This window comes from Pseudomonas sp. ADAK2 TE3594 (assembly GCF_053628675.1).
Map to the genome: position 1 here is coordinate 733010 of NZ_JBRJGV010000001.1, position 23853 is coordinate 756862.

Genomic DNA, 23853 nt, shown 5'->3' on the forward strand with positions numbered 1-23853 from the left:
TCCGCGTCCGCTCTTGGGACGCAGAGCGTCCCTTGCTGCATTCCCACGCAGAGCGTGGGAACGATCACACACCCGCAATCGCTGCCAAATCTGCGACAATCCGCCCCCTGCGCCACTAGACGACTTTTGCGTACCTGATGACTGACGAATCGCCTTCAATCGACAAACTGCTGAAAAACCTCGATCACGCCATGCTCGCCGACCGCCACCGGCTGCGGCGGCAGTTGCTTGAGCTGCGCAAGAAACCTGACGAGGCCAAGCTGGCCCAGTGGGTGACGCGCACGCAGGCGTCTTGCGATCAGGTGTTGGCGCGGCGCGCCAGCCTGCCGGTGATTCGTTACGACGACAGTCTGCCAATCGCCGCCAAGCGCGACGAAATCAAGGAAGCGCTGCTCAAGCATCAGGTGCTGATCATTGCCGGCGAAACCGGGTCGGGTAAAACCACCCAGTTGCCGAAGATCTGCCTGGAAATCGGCCGCGGCCAGCACGGCCTGATCGGCCACACCCAGCCCCGTCGAATCGCCGCCCGCAGCGTAGCGAGCCGGGTCGCTGAAGAATTGGCGACGCCGTTGGGCGCGTTGGTCGGTTATCAGGTGCGGTTCGAGGATCAGAGCGATTCCAACACCCTGATCAAATTGATGACCGACGGCATCCTGCTGGCGGAAACCCAGAACGACCGTTACCTCGAACGCTACGACACGATCATCGTCGACGAAGCCCATGAACGCAGCCTGAACATCGACTTCCTGCTCGGTTACCTGAAAACCCTGCTGCCGCGTCGTCCGGACCTGAAAGTCATCATCACCTCGGCCACCATTGACCTGGAGCGTTTCTCCAAGCACTTCGATGATGCGCCAATCGTCGAAGTCTCCGGTCGCACCTTTCCGGTAGAAACCTGGTATCGCCCGCTGACCCTGGAGCAGGACGAGGAGGGCAACCGCGTCGAGGATGACCTGACCGTGGATCAGGCGATTCTCGCCACCCTCGACGAGATTGCCGCGTTCGAACGCAGCGAGCGCAAGAGTCCCGGTGACGTGCTGGTGTTCCTGCCCGGCGAGCGCGAGATTCGCGACGCCGCCGACATGCTGCGCAAGGCCCAGCTCAAACACACCGAGATTCTGCCGTTATACGCGCGGCTGTCGCCGGCCGAGCAGCAGCGGATTTTCCAGTCTCACCCTGGACGTCGCGTGGTACTGGCGACCAACGTCGCCGAAACCTCGCTGACGGTGCCGGGCATCCGTTACGTGATCGACAGCGGCACCGCGCGCATCAGCCGTTACAGCTACCGCGCCAAGGTTCAGCGCCTGCCCATCGAAGCGATTTCCCAGGCCAGTGCCAACCAGCGTAAAGGCCGTTGCGGGCGGGTCGAACCGGGCATTTGCATCCGCCTCTACAGCGAAGAAGATTTCATCGGCCGCCCGGAATTTACCGACCCGGAAATCCTGCGTACCAACCTCGCGGCGGTGATTTTGCAGATGCTCCATCTGCGCCTCGGCGAGATCACCGATTTCCCGTTTATCGAGCCGCCGGATGGCAAGGCCATCAGCGATGGCTTCAACCTGCTGCAAGAACTCTCGGCGGTGGACCGCAACAGTCAGCTGACGCCGCTTGGTCGCCAACTGGCGCGGCTGCCGGTGGACCCGCGCATGGGCCGCATGCTGCTGGAAGCGGCGAAACTGGGCAGCTTGCAGGAAGTGCTGATCGTTGCCAGCGCCATGTCGATTCAGGACCCCCGCGAACGTCCGCCGGAGCGTCAGCAAGCGGCCGATCAGGCTCACGCGCAATGGAAGGACGTGGATTCGGACTTCGCCGGGCTGGTCAATCTGTGGCGTGGTTTTGAAGAACAACGTCAGGCGTTGACCGCCAGCCCGCTGCGCAACTGGTGCCGCAAGAATTTTCTGAATTACCTGCGCCTGCGCGAGTGGCGCGACTCCCATCGACAGTTGAGCCTGATCTGCCGCGACATGCAGCTGAGCCTCAACAAAGAACCGGCGGACTACCCGAAACTGCACAAAGCCGTGCTCTCCGGATTGCTCAGCCAGATCGGCCAGAAAACCGAAGACGGCGATTACCTCGGTGCCCGTCAGCGGCGCTTCTGGATTCACCCATCCTCCGGCCTGGGCAAGAAGCGTCCGCAATGGCTGATGACCGCCGAACTGGTGGAAACCACCAAGCTTTACGCGCGGATGGTCGCCAAGATCGACGCCGACTGGATCGAGCCGCTGGCCGGGCACCTGATCAAGAAAAACCACTTCGAACCCCATTGGGAGAAGAAGCGCGGTCAGGTCGTGGCCTTCGAGCAAATCACCCTGTTCGGGCTGATCGTGGTGGGTCGCCGACCGGTGCATTACGGGCCGATCGACCCGGTGGTGTCTCGTGAGTTTTTTATTCGCGAAGGTCTGGTGCGCGGCGAGATTCAATCCAAGGCCAAGTGTTTGGCTGCCAATGCACAATTGTTGGAACAGCTCGACGAACTGGAAGCCAAGGCGCGCCGCCGCGACATCCTCGCCGACGAAGAAACCTTGTTCGCTTTCTACGATGCGCGACTGCCAGCAGAGATTCACCAGACCGCAACCTTCGACAGTTGGTACCGGGTCAACAGTCAGAAAGACCCACAGCTGCTGATCATGCGCGAAGAAGACGTGCTGGCTCGCGAAGCCAGCGAAGTCACCGCCGCGCATTATCCGGACACCCTGCACATCGGTGATCTGGAACTGGCGCTGAGTTATCACTTCGAGCCCAACCATCCTCGCGACGGCGTGACCTTGCGCGTGCCGGCGCCGCTGTTGCCGATGCTGCCGCCGGAGCGTCTGGAATGGCTGGTGCCGGGCGTGATCGAGGCCAAGTGCATTGCGCTGGTGCGCAACCTGCCCAAGGCCCTGCGCAAGAATTTCGTGCCGGTGCCGGACTTCGTCAAAGCCGCGTTGCAGCGCATCACGTTTGCCGAGGGCTCGTTGCCTCTGGCGCTGGGCCGCGAGTTACTGCGCATGACCGGCGCGCGGGTCAGCGATGAAGCCTGGGCCGAAGCCTCGCAGCAGGTCGAAAGTCATTTGCGGATGAACCTGGAAATCGTCGACGGTCAGGGCAAGTTCCTCGGCGAAGGCCGTGACTTGGCCGAGCTGACCGCACGCTTTGCCGAGGCGAGCCAGGCTGCGTTGGCGGTGCCGCAAACGGCGAAGAGCCAACAGCCGGTGGAGCCGAAAGTCTTTGCCGCCGTGGCCGAAAAAACCCAGCAGAAAATCGCCGGGCTATCGATGACGGTGTATCCGGCATTGGTGGAAGAGGCCGGCACGGTCAAGGAAGGTCGATTCTCGACCCCGGCCGAAGCCGAGTTCCAGCATCGCCGGGCCTTGCAGCGCTTGCTGATGCAGCAATTGGCGGAACCGGCGAAGTTCCTGCGCGGCAAGTTGCCGGGGTTGACCGAGTTGGGCCTGATGTACCGCGACATGGGGCGAGTCGACAGCCTGGTGGAAGACATTCTGCTGGCCAGTCTCGATAGCTGCATTCTCGACGGCGAAGACCCATTGCCGCGCGATGGCGCCGGGCTGGCGTCGCTGGCCGAGCGCAAACGCGGTGGCTGGACCGAGCACGCCGAACGGTTGGCGAAGCTGACGCTGGAGATTCTCAAGCATTGGCACGGCCTGCAAAAACGCTTCAAGGGCAAGATCGACCTGGCGCAAGCCGTGGCCCTGAACGACATCAAACAGCAGCTCAGCCATCTGGTGTATCCGGGGTTCGTGCGTGAAACGCCGATGCTGTGGCTCAAGGAGTTGCCGCGTTATCTGAAAGCGGTCGAGCAGCGCTTCGAGAAAATCGGTGCACAGGTACAGCGGGATCGGGTCTGGAGCGGCGAGTTGTCCGGCCTTTGGGCCCAATACCAGACCCGCGCCAACAAACACGCCCAGGAAGGCAAGCGCGATCCGCAGCTGGAACTCTATCGCTGGTGGCTGGAGGAATACCGGGTCTCGCTGTTCGCGCAGCAATTGGGGACCAAGGTACCGATCTCCGACAAGCGCCTGAACAAGCAATGGAGCCAGGTCGAACCTTGATCCTGTGGGAGCGGGCTTGCCCGCGATGGCGGTCTGCCATTCGACATGGATGTTGAATGTGATGGCCTCATCGCGGGCAAGCCCGCTCCCACACGTATGCTGTTGCTCTTGCAAAAGGCGCCAAAAGCCAGCGTTTATGGCAAACTTCGCGCCTATAAACGCCAGTCCCGCGGTTTTGAGCCTTCACGGGCCCGGGCGGATCGGAATAAAGCGATGCCAGGTTTGCGTCCGGACCTGGAATAGACCCTTTGTGTGTTGGTACGTCGGTGCCAGCGCTTTCTGCCTGAACGGATTAGAGAAACGACCATGCATAACGTCGTCATCAGCGGCACCGGCCTGTACACCCCGGCCAACAGCATTTCCAATGAAGAGCTGGTGCAGTCTTTCAACGCTTACGTCGCGCTGTTCAACGCCGACAACGCCGACGCCATCGCGCGCGGCGAAATCCAGGCATTGACCGAATCCAGCGCAGCGTTTATCGAAAAGGCGTCTGGCATCAAAAGCCGCTTTGTCATGGACAAGGAAGGCATCCTCGACCCGCAACGCATGGCACCACGCTTGCCCGAGCGCTCGAATGACGAGTGGTCGGTGCTTTGCCAGATGGCCATCGGCGCGGCCGAGCAAGCCTTGCAGCGCGCCGGCAAGACCGCCGCTGACATCGACGGTGTAATCGTCGCCTGCTCCAACCTGCAACGCGCCTATCCGGCCATCGCCATCGAAGTCCAGGAAGCGCTGGGCATCCAGGGTTTCGGTTTCGACATGAACGTCGCCTGTTCCTCGGCGACTTTCGGCATCCAGGCTGCGGCCAACAGCGTGCAACTGGGCCAGGCTCGGGCGATCCTGATGGTCAACCCTGAAGTCTGCACCGGTCACCTGAATTTCCGCGACCGCGACAGCCACTTCATCTTCGGCGACGCCGCCACGGCAGTGATCATCGAACGTGCGGATCTGGCGACGTCCAAGTACCAGTTCGACGTGGTCAGCACCAAACTGCTGACCAAGTTCTCCAACAACATCCGCAACAACTTCGGCTTCCTCAACCGCGCTGCGGAAGAGGGCATTGGTGCCCCCGACAAGCTGTTCGTCCAGGAAGGCCGCAAGGTGTTCCGCGATGTCTGCCCGATGGTCGCCGAGCTGATCGCCACGCACCTGGAAGAAAACCAGCTCAACGTCAGCGACGTGAAGCGCTTCTGGCTGCACCAGGCCAACCTCAGCATGAACCACTTGATCGTCAAGAAGCTGCTGGGCCGCGAAGCCACCGAAGAAGAAGCCCCGGTGATTCTCGACACCTATGCCAACACCAGTTCGGCTGGTTCGGTGATTTCGTTTCACAAGAATCAGGACGATCTGGTCAGCGGTTCGCTGGCGGTACTCAGCTCGTTCGGCGCCGGTTACTCGATTGGCAGCGTGATTCTGCGCAAGCGCTGAATTTGCCTGAAAAGACGCCTGAAAAGACGCCTGAAAAGATCGCAGCCTGCGGCAGCTCACAGGATTGGATTTCAACCCGCTATCGTGGTTGGATACGATCGATATGTAGGAGCTGCCGAAGGCTGCGATCTTTTTCTTGTGTCCCCATTCATTCGGATAAGAGGCATCAATGGCTGCCGCTGACGACGCTCAACTGCTCGAACGCCTGCTGGCGGGCGAGCAGAGGGCTTTCAAGGAACTGGTCAGCACTTACCAGAGCGCCATGCGCGCGGTGGCCTATGCCATCGTCGGCAACCGACACGTCGACGAGGTGGTACAGGATGCCTGGCTGTCGGTGGTGCGCAATCTCGGCGGGTTCGAGGGGCGTTCGAGCCTCAAGACCTGGCTGCTGACCATCACCGCCAACTCGGCCAAGAGCCGCTACAAGCAAAACCGCCGGGAAGTGCTGCTTGATGACCTGCCGTCGCCTCACGGCACGCTCGATGACGATCGTTTTTCATCGACTGATGGTCACTGGCTGGTGGCGCCATACGCCTGGCATCAGGACACGCCAGAGGCCCTGTTGACCGAAAACGAGCTGCGCGAATGTCTGGAGCACACGCTGCTCAGCCTGTCGGAACTGCAAAGCAGTGTTTTGCTGTTACGCGAACGACAAGGGCTGGAGCTGGAGGAGATCTGTAATCTTCTGGAGATCTCGCTCTCCAATGTTCGTGTGCTGCTGCATCGGGCACGGTTGAAGGTCTTTGCGACCGTGGAGCATTTTGAGGAAACCGGCGAATGTTGACCTGCAAGGAACAAGTGGCGCGCTCCAGTGATTATCTCGATGGCCAGTTGAGTTTTCGAGAGCGACTGATGGTGCGGCATCATTTGATGTTCTGCCCCAATTGCCGACGGTTCATTCGGCAGATGCGGTTGATGCAGGCCACCCTGAAAGTGATGCCCGAGCCGCCTGTGCCTGATCTGGATGCGCTGGCTGAACGGCTTGCCAACGAACATCTAAAGAACAAACCGTAGTTTTCCCGCCCGTAACATACCCCTTCAGCCGCTCTGGTTTGCGGCTTGCAGCTGATCTTTTGTGGCTGTTTTTCTGTTATTTCAATTCGAAGTAAAAAAGTTCCCCTGTCATAAAATCTTTATCTATCAGCAACCCGGCTGAAATACCCCGCCTCCAAGATTCCCTCCCAACACAAGCGGGCCAGACCCGCGTGTTTCCAAGCTACAGACCACCAATTAGGGGAACTCTTCGATGATCCGTAAGCACTTCGCCGGTTTTGCCGCCAGCGCATTGGCCATGGCAGTAACCGCCCAGGCTTTCGCTGGCACCGTCACCACTGACGGCGCCGATATCGTAGTCAAAACCAAGGGCGGCCTCGAAGTCGCCACCACCGATAAAGAATTCAGCTTCAAACTCGGCGGTCGCTTGCAGGCTGACTACAGCCAGTTCGATGGTGTCTACACCCGAAACGGCGATACCGCCGACGCTGCCTACGTCCGTCGTGGCTTCCTGGAACTGTCTGGTGTGCTGTACACGGATTGGGCTTACACCATCAACTACGACTTCTCCCACAACAGCGGTGATTCCGACAACGGTTACTTCGACGAAGCGTCGTTGGCCTACAACGGCTTCAAACCGGTCTCGATCAAAGTCGGTCGTTTCGACCCGGACTTCGGCCTGGAAAAAGCCACCAGCTCCAAGTGGGTCACTGCGCCAGAACGCAACATGGCGTACGACATGGTCGATTGGGCGAACAGCCACCAGAATGGCCTGGGTCTGCAAGCCTCCAGCACCTTCGCTGATTCGTTCTACGCTTCCGCCGGCGTGTTCAGCAAAGACACCGACGATACCGATGGCAACAGCGTTAAACAGGTCAACGGCCGCTTTGTATTCGCGCCGATGCATGACGCCGGCAACGTGCTGCACTTCGGTGTGAACGTCGCGTCCCGTGATGTCTCCGACACGGCCTTCGATTCGCGTTATCGCACCCGCATGGGCATGCGTGGCGTCGAAACCCTCGGCGGCAACGATGCCGGTACCAACGGCAACCGTCCGGTGCTGGGCGGCAGTTCCACTTCGCCTGCCGGCTCTTATGACCGTGACGACGCTGTCGGCCTGGAAGCCGCATTCGCCATGGGCCCGGCCTCGATCCAGGGTGAATACGTCGCCCGCAAGACCAAGGCCGATGCCAGCAACGTTGAAGACATCAAGGGTCACGGTTTCTACGTTCAGGGTGCTTATACCCTCACCGGCGAAGCACGTGGCTATAAAGTCGGCAAGTTTGACGCAATCAAACCGGCCAACAAATCCATCGGCGCCTGGGAGCTGTTCTATCGTTACGACAGCCTGACCGTCGAAGACGACAACATCACCACGGCCAGCCTGACCCGCGATGTCGGCGATGCCGAAGCCAAGGTGCACACCTTGGGCGTCAACTGGTACGCCAACGAAGCGGTAAAAATCACTGGCGCCTACCTCAAGGCCAAGACGGACAACGTGACCAATGCCACTGCGGCCAGCGGTACTACCCCGGCACGTCGTACGGGTGATGACAGCGGTGACGGCTTCGTGGTCCGCGCTCAATACGTGTTCTAAATTGCAGTAAACGCTGTACGAGCTCTTTCTTCATCCGTTAAAGCTCCTCTCGTTTAACCCCGCTTCGGCGGGGTTTTTTTTGTTTCGGGTTAGGCAATCAGATAAGCGATACTCGTCCCATCTGTAGGAAATGATGGTCGGGGATACTGATGCCGCTGCAACGTCTGGAAAGTCTGTCCGAAATCGCGCCGCACACCTGGGACGCGCTGGTGCCGGAAACTCAGCCGTTTCTGCGACATGCCTTTCTGAGCGCGCTGGAAGACAGCGCCAGCCTCGGCCCGCATTCCGGCTGGCAGCCCGAGCATCTGTTGCATGTTGAAGGTGATCATCTGATCGCCGCACTGCCCAGTTACCGCAAATGGCATTCCTACGGCGAGTACGTGTTCGACCATGGCTGGGCCGAAGCCTGTGAGCGTGCCGGCATCGACTACTACCCCAAGTTGTTGACGGCGGTACCGTTCAGCCCGGTCAGCGGGCCGCGATTGCTGGCGGCGACGATCGAGGACGGTTTCGAACTCCTGCGGAGCCTGCCGGGTTACCTTGAGATCGAAGGACTCTCCAGCGCCCATATCAACTTCACCGATCCATTCACCGACGCGGCATTGGCCGAACAACCTGGCTGGTTGCAGCGCATTGGCTGTCAGTATCACTGGCAGAATCGCGGCTATCGGGATTTTCAGGACTTCCTCGACGCCCTCAGTTCGCGCAAGCGCAAGCAAATGCGCAAGGAGCGTGAACAAGTGGCCGGGCAGGGCATCGACTTCGAATGGCTGGAAGGGCGGCAACTGGATCAGGCGCAGTGGGACTTTGTGTATGCCTGCTACGCCAATACCTACGCGGTGCGTCGGCAATCGCCGTACCTGACGCGAGAGTTTTTCAGTCTGCTGGCCGAGCGTATGCCGGAATCGATTCGTGTGGTTTTGGCTAAACAAGGCTCACGACCGGTGGCCATGGCCTTCAGTCTGGTCGGGGGCGACAGCTTTTATGGTCGCTACTGGGGCTGCCTGTCAGAGTTCGATCGCCTGCATTTCGAGACCTGTTTCTATCAAGGCATGGACTACGCGATTGCCAACGGCTTTCAACGTTTTGACGCCGGCGCTCAGGGCGAGCACAAGTTGATTCGTGGCTTTGAGCCGGTGATCACCCATTCCTGGCATTACCTGCGCCATCCGGGCTTGAAGTCGGCGGTGAAAGACTTCCTTGAGCGCGAACGTGTCGGGGTCATGGGGTATGCAGAAGAAGCGAAAACCGCCTTGCCCTACCGACAAGGCTGATCTTCGCGTTATGCCCCTTGTCAGCTGTCTTCTTTGCCCAGCCAGCGATACATCACACCGCCGATGACCGCACCCAGAATCGGCGCCAGCCAGAACAGCCACAGTTGTTGAATCGCCCAACCGCCGACTATCAGCGCCGGGCCCGTGCTGCGGGCCGGGTTGACCGAGGTGTTGGTGACCGGAATCGAGATCAGGTGGATCAGGGTCAGCGCCAGGCCGATGGCGATGGGTGCCAGCCCGGCCGGGGCGCGTTTGTCGGTGGAACCGAGAATGATCAGGATGAACATGGCGGTCATCACCAGTTCACTGACAAACCCCGCCGCCATCGAGTAGCCGTCGGGCGAGTGTTCGCCGTAGCCATTGGACGCAAGGCCGCTGGCCAGTTCGAAGCCGGGTTTGCCGCTGGCGATGAAGTACAGCAGAGCCGCTGCGATGATCCCGCCAATCACTTGGGCGATGATGTAGGCGGGCAGTTCTTTGGCAGGGAATCGTCCGCCGACGACCAGCCCGACCGACACCGCAGGGTTGAGATGGCAGCCCGAAATGTGGCCGATGGCGAAGGCCATCGTCAGCACCGTCAAACCGAATGCCAGGGACACCCCCAGCAAACCGATCCCCACGTTTGGAAACGCCGCCGCCAGGACCGCACTGCCGCACCCCCCTAACACCAACCAGAACGTTCCCACCAATTCTGTAGCCGAGCGTTTGAACAAAGACATAGCGAATTTCCCTGTCGAGATAACACTGTCGTTGTGCATCCGGCAGATGGACTACAGAACCATCTCCAGAACCTTGGCTGAGTACAGCAGGGTTTTTATGAAATTCCAGTGACCATAAAGACCGCCGGAGCCTGTGCCTAAAGGGTTGTGGCGGTTATCGCAGATCCAATGTGGGAGCGGGCTTGCTCGCGAAGGCGGTCTGTCATCCAACATTGATGTTGAATGTGATGGCCCTTTCGCGAGCAAGCCCGCTCCCACATTGAATGGTGGTGTCAGGTGATCAGTAGAGGCTATCCCGCACTCTCGCCGGTGCTTCCCGGTCATACGCTTCGGCATCGAACTGCCCGTCGTTCAGGCGCTTGTGAAACGCCCCGGCGGTCGGCAGGGCAGAGCGTTCGAGGTGTTTGTGCGGGTTCCACAGATCCGAACGCACAATCGCTTTCGAACAGTGAAAATACGCCGCTTGCACCGTCACCAGCATCACCGTGCGCGCCGGTTTGCCGTTGACCGCAAAACTTTCCAGCAACTCGGGCTCGGCGCTGATCTGCGCCGTGCCGTTGACCCGCAGTGTCTCGCCGATCCCCGGGATGATGAACAGCAGCGATACTCGCGAATCGAACACGACATTGCGCAGTGTGTCGATCCGGTTGTTGCCCGGTCGATCCGGAATCGCCAGCGTGCGTTCATCGACGATCCGCACGAAACCCGGCGTATCGCCACGCGGCGAACCGTCCATGCCGTCGGGGCCGACCGAGCTGATTATCACCAGTGGCGAGGCGCGGACCATCGCCTGATAGTCCTCGTTCAGAAACGGGATCTGCTTGCGCACCGCGCGGTCATGGGGCAGGCCGTAGATCGCTTCCAGCGCTTCGATTGAATTCAACATCGTTCATCCCTCTACGAATCAGAAAACCAGCCCCATGCGCCGTTCGTAACCGATCCGGCCCTTGTACGCTTCGCCGCTGTCGACAAAGCCAAATTTGGCATACAGCGCGATGGCCGACCCATTGTCCGCATCCACCGACAACTCCAGCCCTTTGATTTCCGGCCAGGCCTGGCGCGCAACCTCGGGCAGGGCTTGCAGGCAGGCTTTGCCATAGCCTTTGCCCTGGGCGCGGCGATCGACTTGCAGGGCGTGCAGGGTGGCGCTGTGTTCATCGGCCCAGGCCGGCAACACCGGCGGGCGCTTGAGCAGCAGGAAAGCCACCGGAACATCCTCCACCAATAGCGCAAAGCCTTTGACGCCAGGGCCTGGCTTGGACAGCAAGGTGTGCAACGCACCATGAATGTCGCCGGAGAATTTGATTTGTTCGGCGTGGATTTCGATGGCCTCGACCTGTTGGCGCTGCAGGGCGTTCAGGCTTTCGTAAGGCACGAGTCGGGCAGTCACTGGAGTGTCCTTTTTCCAACGGAAATGAGCCTCGGATTCTAGCGAATTTGCCCCCATGGATTATTTTTATTTCGGCTGTCGATTTGGCATTTCGCCAGACGACTAAGGGTGTCTTCAACAAAAAAACCACGGAGAACCATCATGAATGCTCAGACACAAATCCATAACCTGATCGAGAACTACCGCCAGGCGGTCATCGCCAAGGACGTGGAAAAGGTCATGGCCCTGTACGCCGATGACATCGTTTCCTTCGATGCTGTCAAAGCCCTGCAATTCAAGGGCAAGGCGGCCTACCGTGCGCATTGGCAGGAATGCATGGAGATGTGCCCGGGCCCGCACATCTTCGAGTTCCACGAGATCGACATCGTGCCGTCGCAGGAGGTCGCTTTCGCGCACTGGCTGGCGCATTGCGGTGGCACCAATGAAAAGGGTGAAACCCAGGCCTGCTGGATGCGCGTCACCGCGTGCTACCGCCAGGAAGCGGGGCTATGGCAGATCGTTCACGAACACTGGTCGGCGCCGTTCGACATGACAAGCGGCGCGGTACTGTTCAACCTGGAACCCTGATCGTCGGGCTGATCGTCGGGAAAGGGCGCCAAAATGCCAATCCGCAGCCATAGTTGATCCGTTCGATCAGGGCACAGTCCCCAAGAAATGGAGAGCCCCCATGAAGTATTTATGCCTGGTCTACAGCAACGAGCACGAGTTGCACTCGCGGCCCGAAAGCCCCAATGACGCCGAGTGCATGGCCTACAGCGAGTCGATCCAGGGCAGCGGCCGGATGATCGCCGCCGAAGCGCTGGAGTCGGTGCAGACCGCGACCACCGTGCGCATGCGCAACGGCAAAATGTCGGTCACCGACGGCCCGTTCGCTGAAACCAAGGAGCAGCTGGCCGGCTTCTACCTGATCGATGCCAAGGACCTCAATGAAGCCATCCAGGTCGCCGGCAACATCCCGGCGGCCCGGGTCGGCTGTGTCGAGGTGCGGCCCGTTCGCCAGCTCAATCCCTGAATAACCGTCACAACAGGAGTTCTTTCATGAGTCCGCAACCCGTGCAACGAAAGCCCGCTGAAGGCATGCCGGACTGATGCCCGGCGAGTCGGTACGGGCGCGAGTCGAGCAGGTCTACCGCGAAGACTCGCGGCGGATTCTGGCGACCCTGATCCGTCTGCTCGGCGATTTCGACCTCGCCGAAGAAGCGCTGCACGAGGCGTTCTTCGTCGCGGTCGAACGCTGGCAGCGTGACGGTGTGCCGGACAGTCCGCGCACCTGGCTGGTGTCCACCGGGCGTTTCAAGGCCATCGATGTGTTGCGTCGGCGTGCGCGTTTTAATGCGTCCCGGCCGATGTTGATCGCTCAACTGGAAGAGCTGGAGCAGGCTGACTGGAGTGATGAAGATGTGGAAGACGATCGCCTGCGGCTGATCTTCACCTGTTGTCACCCGGCATTGGCGGCGGACGCTCAAGTGCCGTTGACCCTGCGCGAAGTCTGTGACCTGACCACCGAAGAAATCGCCCGGGCCTTTCTCTCGGCGCCGGCCACCATCGCCCAACGCATCGTGCGGGCCAAGGCGAAGATTCGTGACGCGAAAATCCCCTATCAGGTGCCCACCCTGACGGAACTGCCTGAACGTCTCGACAGCGTGCTGAGGGTGATTTACCTGGTGTTCAACGAAGGCTACTCGGCGTCTATCGGCAACGAATTGACCCGCGAAGACCTGACGCGTGAAGCGATTCGTCTCGGTCGGTTGTTGATGGAATTGCTACCCGAGCCGGAGGTGATGGGGTTGCTGGCACTGATGCTATTGCACGAATCCCGGCGCCCGGCCAGGACCTCATCGAGCGGTGAACTGATTGTGCTGGATGAACAGGATCGCTCGTTGTGGGACGCCGAGCTGATTGCCGAAGGTTGTGCATTGGTAGAGCGGGCGCTGACGACGCGGCGTTTCGGGCCTTATTGCCTGCAAGCGGCGATTGCGGCGGTGCACGCCGAAGCACCGACGGCGGCGGAGACGGACTGGCCGCAGATTGTCGGTTTGTATGACGTACTGCTGCGTGCCGTGCCGTCGCCGGTGATCGAACTCAACCGCGCGGCGGCGCTGGCCAAGCGCGATGGCCCGCTGGCCGGGTTGATGTTGATCGAAGGAATTCTGGCGCGGGGCGAATTGATGGATTACCACCTGGCGCACTCGGCGCGGGCAGAGTTTTGCCGGCAGTTGGGGAGGGTGGAAGAGGCGCGAGCGGCGTATGAGCGGGCGCTGGAATTGACGCAGCAGGTGCCGGAACGGCGGTTTATCGAGGGGCGGCTGCGGGCGTTGGAGTGATGTGATCTTGCGGGCCCCTTCGCGGGCAAGCCTCGCTCCTACAGATTCGGGTCGAATCGCAAAGGTGTGATCGCCTCAATCCTGTGGGAGCGTGGCTTGCCCGCGATAAGGTCCGCAGGACCTTCATTCAAGCATCTTGCCAAGTAGCCAACTCCCCGCCGGCCCCGGCGGGTGCAGCCGCGACCACAGCGCATCGACGCACACCGGTTTCGGCCAACCGCGCACATTCAGTTCCACCAGTGAGCCGGCCCCGAACCGCCCCACCAACCAGCGGGGCAGTGGCGCCCAGCCGAACCCGCCCTGGGCCATTTCCAGCAACATCAGATAACTTGGTGCCGACCAGACGCGCCCCTTCGCCCGGCTTTCGTACGGATTGACGATTGTCGCCAGACGCAGCTCACGGTGCTGTTGCAGCACGTCCTGATCGATTGCGTTCAGCTTCGCCAACGGGTGCGCATGGGACACGAACAGGGCGATTTCCGTGCGCTCGTCCACCGTTGAACTGACCAGGTCTGGTGGGTAGCTGTCCTGCATCTCGGCGAAGGCGACATGCGCTCGACCGCGTTGCACCAGTGCCACCAGGTCATCACATTCAGCGATCAGGCATTCAAGTTCCAGGTCTGGGTAACGCTGCTCGAAAGCACTGAGCGCCGCTTCAAAACGGTCGGACTGATAGGTGTCGGAAATCGCCACGGTCAGCTTCGGCTCGACGCCTTGGGACAGCTGGCTGGCGGTCATTTCCAGGCGGCTGGTGGCGGCCAGAATCTCCTCGGCCCGCTGCAACATGACGTGCCCGGCCGGGGTCAGGCTCGGCTTGCGGCTGCTGCGGTCGAAGAGGACAAGGTTCAGGTCGATTTCCAGGCTGGCAACCGCGGCGCTGATGGTCGACTGACTGCGACCGAGCTTGCGCGCCGCGGCGGAAAACGAGCCTTGAGTCGCCGCCTGGACAAACGCCAGCAGCACTTCGTGGGAAGCCATGAACTATCGCCTTGATCGATGGTTATTGGTTATGAAGTATCGGCGTGATGACGGATCATGGCAACCATAGTCACTCAGGGAGTCTGGCCATGAACGCCAACAAATCCATCACTGAACGAATTTTCCAGGCCATCGGTTTCGAACTGCTGGCGATATTGATCTGTACCCCGCTACTGGCCTGGGTCATGGACAAACCCATGCTGGAAATGGGTGCGGTAACCATGGCCATTGCAGCCCTGGCCCTGGCTTGGAACGTGGTCTTCAACGGCCTGTTCGACCGCTTGCTCAAGCGCTTTGCCATTGTGCGTAACGCTTGGGTCCGCGTGGTGCATGCGCTGTTGTTCGAAGGCGGGTTGGTCGCGTTCGGCGTGCCGTTGATTGCCTGGTGGCTGAAGGTCAGCCTGTGGCAGGCGTTCCTATTGGACATCGGCGTACTGCTGTTTTTCCTGCCGTACACCTACGTCTATCACTGGGGTTACGACGTGGTGCGTGGGCGGTTGATGGTGCGCAGGGCTTGCGAGGTTTAAAAGCAAAGATCGCAGCCTGCTCATCCAATCCACAACCGGACCTGCCTTTGTAGGAGCGAGGCTTGCCCGCGAAGAACGATAACGCGGTCATTCGGTTAAACCGCGGTGCCTTCTTCGCGGGCAAGCCTCGCTCCTACGGGGGCGGGTTATGTGTCAGACGTGGAAGTAACCCACGCACGAATCGAACGGCAGGCGCTTGAGTTCGATCTTGTTCAGGTCGAGTACTTCGCGCAGGGCTTTGGTTTCGCCCGGGAAGTTGCGGTAAGCCACTTCGTCCAGTACCACGATCGCGCCTTTTGGCATGTACGGCAGGAAAGTTTCCAGCGCGACTTTGGTCGACTCGTACAGGTCGGTGTCGAGGATCAACATCGCCACCACCAGGTCCGGACGGGTCTGGACCCACTCAGGCACGGTCTTGACGATGTCGCCTTTGACCAGCTCGCAGCGCGGGATACGGTTGACCGGGCGCAGCAGGTCGTTGGCGTCGATCATGTCCTGGATCAGCGACTGGTCGGTGTCGGAGAACATGGTCTCGTTGACGTCTGCTGGGTCTTCTTTCTTGTCGATGCTCTGGAAGCCTTCGAAGGTGTCGAAGCCGATAATCGAACGGTTGATCGCGTAGGGTTCCAGGATCATCGACAGGTGCATGTAGAGCATCAACGAGTTGCCCTTGTACACGCCGCACTCAATGATCGCGCCCGGGATTTCGGCGACTTTCTTGAACAGCTCCATGCGCGACAGAGCAGCGGTCACGCCGATGCGGTTGGCGAAGACGAACGGCGCGTCGGCCACGTACTCGGCATCGACCCGTTTCAGGACATTGGCACGGGTTTCGTTGTACTGGGCCTCGGCAGGTGTGATGCGACGCTTGGTCATTGGTCAATTCCTTGGAAATTCGAAAAGTCGTGGGCGTGGAAATAGTCTTTGAAACCGGCGCCGACGTCAGGGCAGGCGCTGTCGACGTTGATCGCGCCGCGCTTGTGCTTGAGGTCGTCGAGGTGCATCAGGCGGAAGTCCACGCTGAAGCGGGTTTGTTCGGTGTGATTGGCGACCGTGCCGTGCAGATGCGAGCCGGAGAAGATCAGCATCTCGCCGGTATTGCCGGCGATGCGCATTTCAGACGCGGTGTTGATCGCCTCCAGTGGCACCGGGTGCACGCGGACTTCCTCTTTGAGGTTGTCCTTGGCCTTGTGCCGCTGGTTATTGATCCAGTCGTTGAGGCTCCATTCGCTGGAGGTGTTCTTCACGGGCACGTCGAAGTAGCCAGCGTTGATCATCATGGTCTGGTCGGGGCGAATGGTATGCACCGGCATCCAGGTATTGATCTGGCAATCGACGCTGCCGTACCACGTGTCGCGATGTGGCTTGTAGGCGTAGCTGACACCGGCGTGCAAGTAGTCATAGTTCGGCACCACGCGAATGCGCGGCACGTCGAAAATGTACTCACGCGGGTCGACACCGATCTCGTCGATAAACGACAGGATCAGATCCTTGGCGCGCTGGCTGTTGGTGAACTGGCCTTTGAGGCGCGTCACCAGTACCACGAATTCTTCCACCGGCATCAGCGTGTGCAGCGCCTGGTGATTGGTCTCGCCGTCGAAGGCGGCGGTGATGCTTTCCTGGGCGAACGCACACAGCTCTTTGGCGGCGCGCAGCTGAGTGTTCAGGAAGATGTCGCCGGCGTAGATGGCTTCTTTAAAGTCAGCTTTGTGCTGAAGCTGATTGATATACAGATTCACGATTCCACTCCTGAATGCATCGAGTCTCTTATGAGTCGGCCACACGTTAGCAAACTGAAGTGCAATCCGGCGGGTAGTGGATCAATAAAGGCGCAATCCCCTGAATTTGCGACGAAATGCTTTCGCCGGGCAAAAAAATCCCTGTAGGAGCGAGGCTTGCCCGCGAAGGCGTCTTCACATTCAACGATGATGTTGACTGTTAGACCGCTTTCGCGGGCAAGCCTCGCTCCTACAGGTTCTGTGTGGTCAGAACAGCTTGGTGAACAGCCAGTAAAGACTGCCCGACAACACAATTGCCGCCGGCAAGGTCAGCACCCAGGCCATCAGCAGGTTGCGGATGGTCTTCATCTGCAAGCCACCACCGTTGGCGACCATGGTCCCGGCCACGCCTGAAGACAACACATGGGTGGTCGACACCGGCAGGCCGAACATGTCGGCGGCGCCGATGGTCAGCATCGCCACGGTTTCCGCCGAGGCGCCTTGGGCGTAGGTCAGGTGCGTCTTGCCGATTTTTTCGCCGACCGTCACCACAATGCGTTTCCAGCCAACCATGGTGCCCAGCCCCAGTGCGATGGCCACCGCGATTTTTACCCACAGCGGAATGAACCGTGTGGCGTTGTCGATCTGTTGCTTGAACAATTGCAGCTTGCCGGTGGTGTCGGCGTCGAAGTTGCCGACCTTGTTCTTGTCCATCAGGCGAATGGTTTCACTGGTCAGGTACATGTCGTTACGCACGTTGCCCATCGCTTCGGCCGGGACTTTCGACAGCGAGCCATACCCCTTCACTTCGTTACCGATGTGGCCCGCCAGTGCGGCGAGGGCGGGGATCAATTGCGGCGTGGCTTCCTTGCTGCGCATGTAATCGGTCAGCACTGGGCGTGGATCGGCGGGTGCCGGCAGTGGCGAATTTTTCATCAATGCTTGCTGGGTGACTTCGGCCACTGCGGCGAACTGCAGGGACTGATCCGCTGGCATGGTCCGGTTCAGTGCATACGCCATCGGCAGGGTACCGACCAGGATCAGCATGATCAGGCCCATGCCTTTCTGGCCGTCGTTGGAGCCGTGAGCGAAGGACACACCGGTGCAGGTCAGAATCAACATGCCGCGAATCCACCACGGTGGCGCAGTGTCGCCCTTCGGCGCCTTGTACAGCGCGCGATTTTTGACGAAGGCGCGCAACGCCAGCAGCAATAGCGCAGCAAAGGCGAAGCCGATCAGCGGCGACAGCAGCAACGCGTAACCGACTTTGGTCGCCTGAGCCCAATCCACGCCACTGGTGCCGTCACGGCCGTGCATCAGGGCATTGGCCACGCCGACACCAATGATCGAGCCGATCAGGGTGTGCGACGAAGACGCCGGCAAACCCAACCACCAGGTGCCGAGGTTCCACAGGATCGCGGCGATCAACAGCGCGAAGATCATTGCAAAACCGGCGGAGGAACCGACTTGCAGAATCAGCTCCACCGGCAGCAAGGCGATGATGCCGAACGCCACCGCGCCGCTCGACAGCAAGACCCCCAGGAAGTTGAAGAACCCGGACCAGGCCACGGCGAAATTCGGCGGCAGGGAGTTGGTGTAGATCACCGTCGCCACGGCGTTGGCGGTGTCGTGAAAGCCGTTGACGAACTCAAAGCCCAAGGCAATCAGCAGCGCGACACCCAACAGCAGAAACGGCGTCCAGGTGGTGACCACCGTGCCGAGTTCGCTCATGTCGTGCATCAGGCTGTAGGCGGTGAATAACAGCCCACTGCCCAGCACCGCAAAGAACATCACGATAGTGAGCAGGCCGGGTTTTTTATCGAGCTGCGGCTTGGCGCTGCTGGCGGGAGCCTGGGCAGCGCTGGTGAAGGAAGGCGTAGCCATGCCGGATAATCCTGAGCAGAGAAGGAGTATCGGTCATGATCGTTGCTAAATATTACAGAGAGGCTGCGCTGGGTCAGTGTTTGGTTTTTTTTGCGATGCCGACGATCACACAATCCCCATAGGAGCGAGGCTTGCCCGCGAAGGCGTCTTCACATTCAACGATGATTTTGACTGTTAGATCGCCTTCGCGGGCAAGCCTCGCTCCTACAGGGACGGGGATGGTGGGGATGGTCGTGATCAATAATCCTGCCGCTTGCGAAACGCCCAGCGCCCGGCAATCAGGGTAAACGTCGCGACCAGCGCCACCAGGATCCAGAACCCCTCCGGATCACCGGAAAGCGGCACGCCGCCGACGTTCATGCCGAAGAAGCCGGCGATGATGTTGATTGGCAGCGCCAGCACCGTGACCACGGTCAGGGTGAACAGCGTGCGGTTGCTCTGTTCGTTGAGGTTGGCGGCGATTTCTTCCTGCAACAGCTTGATCCGTTCACCGAGGGCCGTGAGGTCGTTAATGATCAGCGCAAACTCCTCGGTGGACTTGCGCAGCTCCTTGACGTCCTCCTTCTGCAACCATTGCGGCGGGCGATTGAGCAAGCGCAGCAACGAGCCCGGCTCCAGCGCCAGCAAGCGTTGCAGGCGCACCAGCACGCGCCGATTGGCGCCCAGTTCGGCGCGGTTGGTCGACAGGCGCGAAGACAGCAACTCATCTTCGATCTGATCGACACTGAGGCTGGTCTTGCGCACGATCTGCGTCAGCACTTCACCCTGATCGCGCAACAAATGCACCAGCAACTCCAGCGGTGAGCGAAAGCATTCACCGGCCTTCACCGAAGAGCGCAGCTTGTCCACCGAGTGCAGCGGTTGCAACCGCGCACTGACGATCAGCCGACTGCGGGCACAGACCCACAGCGTCGAGACATCCGAGGAGACCATGCTGCTGAGGTTGAACACCACGTCGTTGACCACCGCCAGCAACGCCGAATCGACGTGTTCGATACGCGTCGAGCGGGAGCCTTCGTGCAGCGCTTCGAAAAACTCATCGGGCAATGCCAGATGGCTTTTCATCCAGCGCTCGCACGCGGCATGGGCCAGGTTCAGGTGCAGCCAGAGGAACTCATCACTGTCGTCCGGTTGTTGCAGGCAGTGCAGCGCCTTGGCCGAGTCGATCTCCCGGCCGCGCTCGCCGGGGCGAAAACTGAAACCGTAAAGCAGGCCGAACAGGTCGGAATCGCGATGGCGTTGGTCAATGCTGTGGTTCATGAGGTCTCGCTGTGAGGAGGCGCCTGTCGCAGGTTTCACAGGTTCACTTGAGCCCCATCATCGCAACGTATTTTGAAGGTTTTGTGACAGTTGAATGGCGCCGGAAATCCGTCTCCTACCGATGGTCGGAGAGCGCTCAAGAAAGGCTCTGGCACGCCGATGACGCTGATGTAGATCTTTCGATTCTGGTGGTGAACCAGCGTCGCTGACAGGGATGTCCAGACATCTGCATGCCACTTGGGCGTGCCTTATCCCTGTCATGAGATATCACTCGATGTTTTTGCAAAAATCCCTGAGAGCGCAAATCCTCGCCCTGTTGAGCGGCAGCCTGTTGGCGATGTTGCTGATCGCTTTGGCTTGCTTTCACTTCCTGTCCAATGGCGTTCAGAACTACGCGAACCTGATTGAAGGTCCGTTGCACACCTCGCAATTGATCGATGAGGCCAACCTGCAATTCAAGGTGCAGGTTCAGGAGTGGAAGAACGTTCTGCTGCGCGGCAAGGAACCTGCGAACCTGGACAAATACTGGAAGCAGTTCGAGGACGGTCAGCGCGACGTGCAGGGCATCCTCGGTGAACTGGCCGGGCAAAAGGGCATCGAGCCGCAACTCAAGACCCGCATCGAACGCCTGCGTGAAGAGCATCGTGCATTAGGCGCGGCCTATCAGAAGGGCCGTGATGCCTACGTGGCGGCCGGTGCCGACCCAGCGGCCGGCGACAATGCGGTCAAAGGCGTGGACCGTGCCGCCAGCGAACAGATGAATGAACTGGTCAGCGAACTGCGCAAGCAGAGCATCGAGCAATCGAAGCAGATCAGCGCCAGCGCCGATCAGACGGTGTTGCTGGGGCTCATGGTGATGCTGGTGTCGGGTCTGCTGATTGGCTTGTTGAGTCTGTGGCTGGTCAACCGCAACCTGGTGGAGCCGATCCGCAAGCTGATCGACTATGTGGCACAACTCAGCCAAGGGCGCTTCGCCGAGCGCGTGGCCAGCACCCGTCAGGATGAGTTGGGCAACCTGGCCAGGGCCGCCAACACCTTGCGCGATTTCCTCGCCGAAACCTTCAGTCGTTTGCAGCGCAGTGCGACGGACCTGGACAGCGCCAGCGGCGAGCTGAATTCGATTGCCGGCCTCATGGCCAGCGGCACCAACGAGCAGTTCACCCGCACCGATCAGGTGGCCACGGCGATGAACGAAATGTCCGCCACCGCGCAAGAAGTAGCGCGCCACGCAGCCGACGCGGCACGTGCGGCCGATGATGCCGACCAGTCCGCCCAGCAGGGCGAAAAAGTCATGCAGGGCACCATTCACACCATCACCCAAATGCGCGGCGAAATCGCCAACACCGCCACGGTCATCCGTCGCCTGGAAGCCGACAGCGGACGCATCGGTAAAGTGCTGGAAGTGATTCGCGGCATCGCCGAACAGACCAACCTGCTGGCGCTCAACGCCGCAATCGAAGCGGCCCGTGCCGGTGAAGCCGGGCGTGGTTTTGCGGTGGTCGCCGATGAGGTGCGCAGCCTGGCCCAGCGCACGGCGGCGTCGATCATCGAGATCAACCAGATCATTCAAACCGTGCAAACCGGTGCGGTGGACGCGGCCCAGGCTATCGAAAGCGGTCAGTCGCGCAGCGAAGAAAGCGTCGAGCAAGTGACCCAGGCCGGCGCCATGCTCGAGCGCATCACCCATGCCGTGGAAGCCATTCGCGACATGAACCGCCAGATCGCCACCGCCGCCGAAGAACAGACGTCAGTGGCCGAAGACATTTCGCGCAACCTCACCGAAATCACCAGCATCGCCAGTACCAACCTGGACAACGTGCAGCGCACCGAAGCGGCCAGCCACAATCTGCATGGCTTGTCGGGGCAGTTGAATGAAGTGACGGCGCGGTTGAGCGCCTAGTGAAATGGGCTGTGTATCGGTTCGGTTACCGAATCGGTACACAGTCACTCTCAAGTTCGTGCCGCGCCCGTCGATGACGGATTTACCCAAACTCCACATTGGATAAATCCCATGGTCAGCATCAGCTCCGTTTCGATCAATCAGACCCTGTCGACCTCTTCAAGCAAAGTCGCGATCAACGACAGCACCGAAGACACTTCAGTCGCAGCGACGGCTGAGGCGTCCAGCGATACCACCAAGGTTGCCGCTGGCGGTGCACCCGAGTCGAGCGACAGCAGTTCCAGCAGCGAATCCGATACGGTGAAACAACTGCGCAAGCAGCTCGCCGAGCTGCAAAAGCAATTGCAGGAACAACAGCAACAACTGCAAGCAGCCCAGGCCAAGCAAGACAGCGCCGAAGCCAAAGCAGCGAACGTTGCGGCGGCTCAGTCGCAGGTTGTGGCCACTTCAGCTTCGTTGCAGACGGTGACGGCGGCGTTGTTGCAGGCGTTGCAGGACGAGGGCGGCAGTACGTCGGGTTCGGTGGTCAGCACCACCGCTTAAGTCGGTGAGGGCAAGCTGAAGGTGAACGTCGTACCCTGTTGCTCGGTCGATAGCACCTGCAGTTTCCCGCCATGGGACTGCGCAATCTGACTGGCAATGTACAACCCCAACCCGAGGCCGACCTGCGGTGTTCCGCCGGCTGGTTTCGAGTAGGGCAGGAACAGATGCGGCAGCGCATCTTCGGCAATCAGCCCCTGGTTTTTTACGCTCAACACAAAGTGTCCTTCCTTGACCTGCGCACTGACCTCGACCGGGCCGTCGGGAGTTCCGTGGACAACGGCGTTCGCCACCAGATTGGATAGCAATTGCGCGACCCGTTCGCGATCGCAATGGATGTTGCTCAGGTCGCCAATCGACGACTGAATGATGCGTTTTGGGTGAATGCTCTGGATCTCGGAAATCACATGCCGCAATGCGTCCGCCAAGTCCGGGCACGGCTCAATGTTCACCGGGATGCCTCGGCCCAGTGAACCCCGCGCAAAGTCCAGCACATCGTCCACCAGTTTGGTCGCCCGTCGAGCGCTGGTGAGGATGTGCCGGGCCCGTTGCTCGTTCGCCGGATCGGAGACTTTGCGCAGGAGCATTTCGGCGCCGGCGCTGATGGAAAACAAGGGGTTGCGCAGGTCATGGCCGAGCACGGCGATGAATTGTTCACGCATTTCGGCGGTTTGGCGTTCCTTGATCAGCGCCGTTTCGGTCCGTTGCAGGTTTTCTTCGGCCTCGATCTGGAGCGCGAGCATCCGGGCGAACGACTCCATGGTGCTCTGGATCGTGCTGGACTTGAGCTGCGCCGGATTGGGATCAAGGGCACAAATGGTGCCGAAAAAGCGCCCGTCAGTGCGAAAAATCGGGACGGCAATGTAGCTTTCGAATTGATAGGTCTGAGGCGTGTGGTGATCGCGGTAGAGCGGATCTTCACTGGCCTTGTCGATCACTACCGAGTGGTGGCCCTGGCGAATTTCGTTGCACAGGGTGGACGCCAGGTCCAGCTCATCGCCGACCTGCAAACCGAAATTCAGTCGATCAAGCACCGCGCAGGCAGTCCAGGCCTCTTCGGTAACACGGGCCACCGCTGCGAACCGCAAACCGGTCAACTCACTGATCACCTGAAGAATCGCCGGCACCGCGCTGATCCGGCTGATTGTGGTGATGTCTGCTGCCGCTGTTTGCCCCATATCCTTGGTTCTCTGCTTCAACATGCCGAATGGTTTTGAGGGATTCTAGCGGGCTTGCGCGAATTGTCGCGGCTTCGTTCGTCGCCTCAGTCAA

At 60.1% G+C, this 23853-nt stretch carries 21 protein-coding genes; 12 read left to right on the forward strand and 9 right to left on the reverse strand.

Going from position 1 to position 23853, the window contains the following annotated elements; genetic code table 11:
- Positions 1 to 137: 137 nt before the first annotated feature.
- The 6 genes from hrpA to AB7M22_RS03330 all read left to right on the forward strand — a co-directional run bounded on the left by hrpA (position 138) and on the right by AB7M22_RS03330 (position 9341).
- Complete coding sequence (hrpA, locus tag AB7M22_RS03305; RefSeq protein ID WP_454185233.1) at positions 138 to 4049, forward strand: ATP-dependent RNA helicase HrpA; 3912 nt, start codon at positions 138 to 140, stop codon at positions 4047 to 4049.
- Between the two features lie 306 nt (positions 4050 to 4355).
- Positions 4356 to 5477: a beta-ketoacyl-ACP synthase III gene (locus AB7M22_RS03310; protein WP_007898729.1), complete on the forward strand. Its 1122-nt coding sequence runs from the start codon at positions 4356 to 4358 to the stop codon at positions 5475 to 5477.
- A gap of 169 nt (positions 5478 to 5646) precedes the next feature.
- Positions 5647 to 6261 (forward strand): RNA polymerase sigma factor, encoded by a 615-nt coding sequence (locus AB7M22_RS03315; RefSeq protein ID WP_429424890.1) that lies wholly within the window; start codon positions 5647 to 5649, stop codon positions 6259 to 6261.
- Positions 6255 to 6491, forward strand: coding sequence for an anti-sigma factor family protein (locus AB7M22_RS03320; protein ID WP_007898731.1), 237 nt, complete (start codon positions 6255 to 6257; stop codon positions 6489 to 6491). The genes AB7M22_RS03315 and AB7M22_RS03320 overlap by 7 nt, the downstream gene beginning before the upstream one ends.
- 232 nt (positions 6492 to 6723) lie before the next feature.
- Positions 6724 to 8067, forward strand: coding sequence for an OprO/OprP family phosphate-selective porin (locus AB7M22_RS03325; protein ID WP_454185234.1), 1344 nt, complete (start codon positions 6724 to 6726; stop codon positions 8065 to 8067).
- Positions 8068 to 8216: 149 nt separating this feature from the next.
- The gene (locus AB7M22_RS03330; protein ID WP_454185235.1) at positions 8217 to 9341 is read left to right on the forward strand and encodes a GNAT family N-acetyltransferase; all 1125 of its coding nucleotides are present in this window, start codon (positions 8217 to 8219) and stop codon (positions 9339 to 9341) included.
- Between the two features lie 20 nt (positions 9342 to 9361).
- Here AB7M22_RS03330 and aqpZ read toward each other — a convergent pair whose 3' ends face one another.
- The 3 genes from aqpZ to AB7M22_RS03345 form a co-directional block, all read right to left on the reverse strand.
- Positions 9362 to 10060 carry an aquaporin Z gene (gene aqpZ / locus AB7M22_RS03335; RefSeq protein WP_454185236.1) on the reverse strand — a complete coding sequence of 233 codons (699 nt, stop codon included), beginning with the start codon at positions 10058 to 10060 and terminating at the stop codon, positions 9362 to 9364.
- Between the two features lie 280 nt (positions 10061 to 10340).
- Entirely contained in the window at positions 10341 to 10946 is a 606-nt protein-coding gene (locus tag AB7M22_RS03340) for a pyridoxamine 5'-phosphate oxidase family protein (protein ID WP_454185237.1), read from the reverse strand.
- An 18-nt stretch (positions 10947 to 10964) separates the two neighbouring features.
- Positions 10965 to 11450 carry a GNAT family N-acetyltransferase gene (locus AB7M22_RS03345; RefSeq protein WP_454185238.1) on the reverse strand — a complete coding sequence of 162 codons (486 nt, stop codon included), beginning with the start codon at positions 11448 to 11450 and terminating at the stop codon, positions 10965 to 10967.
- A gap of 141 nt (positions 11451 to 11591) precedes the next feature.
- Between AB7M22_RS03345 and AB7M22_RS03350 the strand changes: the two genes are divergently transcribed.
- The 3 genes from AB7M22_RS03350 to AB7M22_RS03360 all read left to right on the forward strand — a co-directional run bounded on the left by AB7M22_RS03350 (position 11592) and on the right by AB7M22_RS03360 (position 13774).
- Positions 11592 to 12017: a YybH family protein gene (locus AB7M22_RS03350; protein ID WP_454185239.1), complete on the forward strand. Its 426-nt coding sequence runs from the start codon at positions 11592 to 11594 to the stop codon at positions 12015 to 12017.
- Between the two features lie 100 nt (positions 12018 to 12117).
- Positions 12118 to 12462 carry a YciI family protein gene (locus AB7M22_RS03355; protein WP_454185241.1) on the forward strand — a complete coding sequence of 115 codons (345 nt, stop codon included), beginning with the start codon at positions 12118 to 12120 and terminating at the stop codon, positions 12460 to 12462.
- Positions 12463 to 12538: 76 nt separating this feature from the next.
- Entirely contained in the window at positions 12539 to 13774 is a 1236-nt protein-coding gene (locus AB7M22_RS03360) for an RNA polymerase sigma factor (RefSeq protein WP_454185242.1), read from the forward strand.
- Between the two features lie 123 nt (positions 13775 to 13897).
- On the opposite strand, the gene AB7M22_RS03365 is transcribed toward AB7M22_RS03360, so the two are convergent.
- Positions 13898 to 14752: a LysR family transcriptional regulator gene (locus AB7M22_RS03365; protein ID WP_427625484.1), complete on the reverse strand. Its 855-nt coding sequence runs from the start codon at positions 14750 to 14752 to the stop codon at positions 13898 to 13900.
- A gap of 89 nt (positions 14753 to 14841) precedes the next feature.
- On the opposite strand from AB7M22_RS03365, the gene AB7M22_RS03370 reads away from it, so the two are divergent.
- Positions 14842 to 15279 carry a multidrug/biocide efflux PACE transporter gene (locus AB7M22_RS03370; RefSeq protein WP_454185244.1) on the forward strand — a complete coding sequence of 146 codons (438 nt, stop codon included), beginning with the start codon at positions 14842 to 14844 and terminating at the stop codon, positions 15277 to 15279.
- Between the two features lie 153 nt (positions 15280 to 15432).
- Here AB7M22_RS03370 and AB7M22_RS03375 read toward each other — a convergent pair whose 3' ends face one another.
- From AB7M22_RS03375 to AB7M22_RS03390, 4 genes are all read right to left on the reverse strand, one after another.
- Positions 15433 to 16155, reverse strand: a complete 723-nt coding sequence (locus AB7M22_RS03375; RefSeq protein ID WP_007898747.1) for a TylF/MycF/NovP-related O-methyltransferase — start codon at positions 16153 to 16155, stop codon at positions 15433 to 15435.
- Positions 16152 to 17018 (reverse strand): 2OG-Fe(II) oxygenase family protein, encoded by an 867-nt coding sequence (locus tag AB7M22_RS03380; RefSeq protein ID WP_008009875.1) that lies wholly within the window; start codon positions 17016 to 17018, stop codon positions 16152 to 16154. Before AB7M22_RS03380 ends, AB7M22_RS03375 begins: the two co-directional genes overlap by 4 nt.
- Positions 17019 to 17264: 246 nt before the next feature.
- Positions 17265 to 18881, reverse strand: coding sequence for an inorganic phosphate transporter (locus tag AB7M22_RS03385; RefSeq protein ID WP_454185245.1), 1617 nt, complete (start codon positions 18879 to 18881; stop codon positions 17265 to 17267).
- A gap of 237 nt (positions 18882 to 19118) precedes the next feature.
- Positions 19119 to 20141 carry a transporter gene (locus tag AB7M22_RS03390; protein WP_008071907.1) on the reverse strand — a complete coding sequence of 341 codons (1023 nt, stop codon included), beginning with the start codon at positions 20139 to 20141 and terminating at the stop codon, positions 19119 to 19121.
- 274 nt (positions 20142 to 20415) lie between these two features.
- Between AB7M22_RS03390 and AB7M22_RS03395 the strand changes: the two genes are divergently transcribed.
- A complete protein-coding gene (locus AB7M22_RS03395) occupies positions 20416 to 22041 on the forward strand; it encodes a methyl-accepting chemotaxis protein (protein WP_454185246.1) in 1626 nt (541 codons plus the stop codon).
- Positions 22042 to 22152: 111 nt separating this feature from the next.
- Positions 22153 to 22584: a hypothetical protein gene (locus AB7M22_RS03400; protein ID WP_454185247.1), complete on the forward strand. Its 432-nt coding sequence runs from the start codon at positions 22153 to 22155 to the stop codon at positions 22582 to 22584.
- On the opposite strand, the gene AB7M22_RS03405 is transcribed toward AB7M22_RS03400, so the two are convergent.
- Complete coding sequence (locus AB7M22_RS03405; protein ID WP_454188755.1) at positions 22581 to 23759, reverse strand: GAF domain-containing sensor histidine kinase; 1179 nt, start codon at positions 23757 to 23759, stop codon at positions 22581 to 22583. The genes AB7M22_RS03400 and AB7M22_RS03405 overlap by 4 nt on opposite strands.
- Between the last annotated feature and the right edge of the window lie 94 nt (positions 23760 to 23853).

What these genes read in the sequence shown, in the direction of transcription:
- AB7M22_RS03340 (WP_454185237.1), bottom strand. Translation starts at nt 10,946, where the DNA reads ATGTTGAATTCAATCGAAGCGCTGGAAGCGATCTACGGCCTGCCCCAT.
- hrpA (WP_454185233.1), top strand. Translation starts at nt 138, where the DNA reads ATGACTGACGAATCGCCTTCAATCGACAAACTGCTGAAAAACCTCGAT.
- AB7M22_RS03365 (WP_427625484.1), bottom strand. Translation starts at nt 14,752, where the DNA reads ATGGCTTCCCACGAAGTGCTGCTGGCGTTTGTCCAGGCGGCGACTCAA.
- AB7M22_RS03360 (WP_454185242.1), top strand. Translation starts at nt 12,539, where the DNA reads ATGCCCGGCGAGTCGGTACGGGCGCGAGTCGAGCAGGTCTACCGCGAA.
- aqpZ (WP_454185236.1), bottom strand. Translation starts at nt 10,060, where the DNA reads ATGTCTTTGTTCAAACGCTCGGCTACAGAATTGGTGGGAACGTTCTGG.
- AB7M22_RS03320 (WP_007898731.1), top strand. Translation starts at nt 6,255, where the DNA reads ATGTTGACCTGCAAGGAACAAGTGGCGCGCTCCAGTGATTATCTCGAT.
- AB7M22_RS03400 (WP_454185247.1), top strand. Translation starts at nt 22,153, where the DNA reads ATGGTCAGCATCAGCTCCGTTTCGATCAATCAGACCCTGTCGACCTCT.
- AB7M22_RS03350 (WP_454185239.1), top strand. Translation starts at nt 11,592, where the DNA reads ATGAATGCTCAGACACAAATCCATAACCTGATCGAGAACTACCGCCAG.
- AB7M22_RS03315 (WP_429424890.1), top strand. Translation starts at nt 5,647, where the DNA reads ATGGCTGCCGCTGACGACGCTCAACTGCTCGAACGCCTGCTGGCGGGC.
- AB7M22_RS03370 (WP_454185244.1), top strand. Translation starts at nt 14,842, where the DNA reads ATGAACGCCAACAAATCCATCACTGAACGAATTTTCCAGGCCATCGGT.
- AB7M22_RS03405 (WP_454188755.1), bottom strand. Translation starts at nt 23,759, where the DNA reads ATGGGGCAAACAGCGGCAGCAGACATCACCACAATCAGCCGGATCAGC.
- AB7M22_RS03385 (WP_454185245.1), bottom strand. Translation starts at nt 18,881, where the DNA reads ATGGCTACGCCTTCCTTCACCAGCGCTGCCCAGGCTCCCGCCAGCAGC.
- AB7M22_RS03325 (WP_454185234.1), top strand. Translation starts at nt 6,724, where the DNA reads ATGATCCGTAAGCACTTCGCCGGTTTTGCCGCCAGCGCATTGGCCATG.
- AB7M22_RS03355 (WP_454185241.1), top strand. Translation starts at nt 12,118, where the DNA reads ATGAAGTATTTATGCCTGGTCTACAGCAACGAGCACGAGTTGCACTCG.
- AB7M22_RS03310 (WP_007898729.1), top strand. Translation starts at nt 4,356, where the DNA reads ATGCATAACGTCGTCATCAGCGGCACCGGCCTGTACACCCCGGCCAAC.
- AB7M22_RS03395 (WP_454185246.1), top strand. Translation starts at nt 20,416, where the DNA reads ATGTTTTTGCAAAAATCCCTGAGAGCGCAAATCCTCGCCCTGTTGAGC.
- AB7M22_RS03330 (WP_454185235.1), top strand. Translation starts at nt 8,217, where the DNA reads ATGCCGCTGCAACGTCTGGAAAGTCTGTCCGAAATCGCGCCGCACACC.
- AB7M22_RS03390 (WP_008071907.1), bottom strand. Translation starts at nt 20,141, where the DNA reads ATGAACCACAGCATTGACCAACGCCATCGCGATTCCGACCTGTTCGGC.
- AB7M22_RS03375 (WP_007898747.1), bottom strand. Translation starts at nt 16,155, where the DNA reads ATGACCAAGCGTCGCATCACACCTGCCGAGGCCCAGTACAACGAAACC.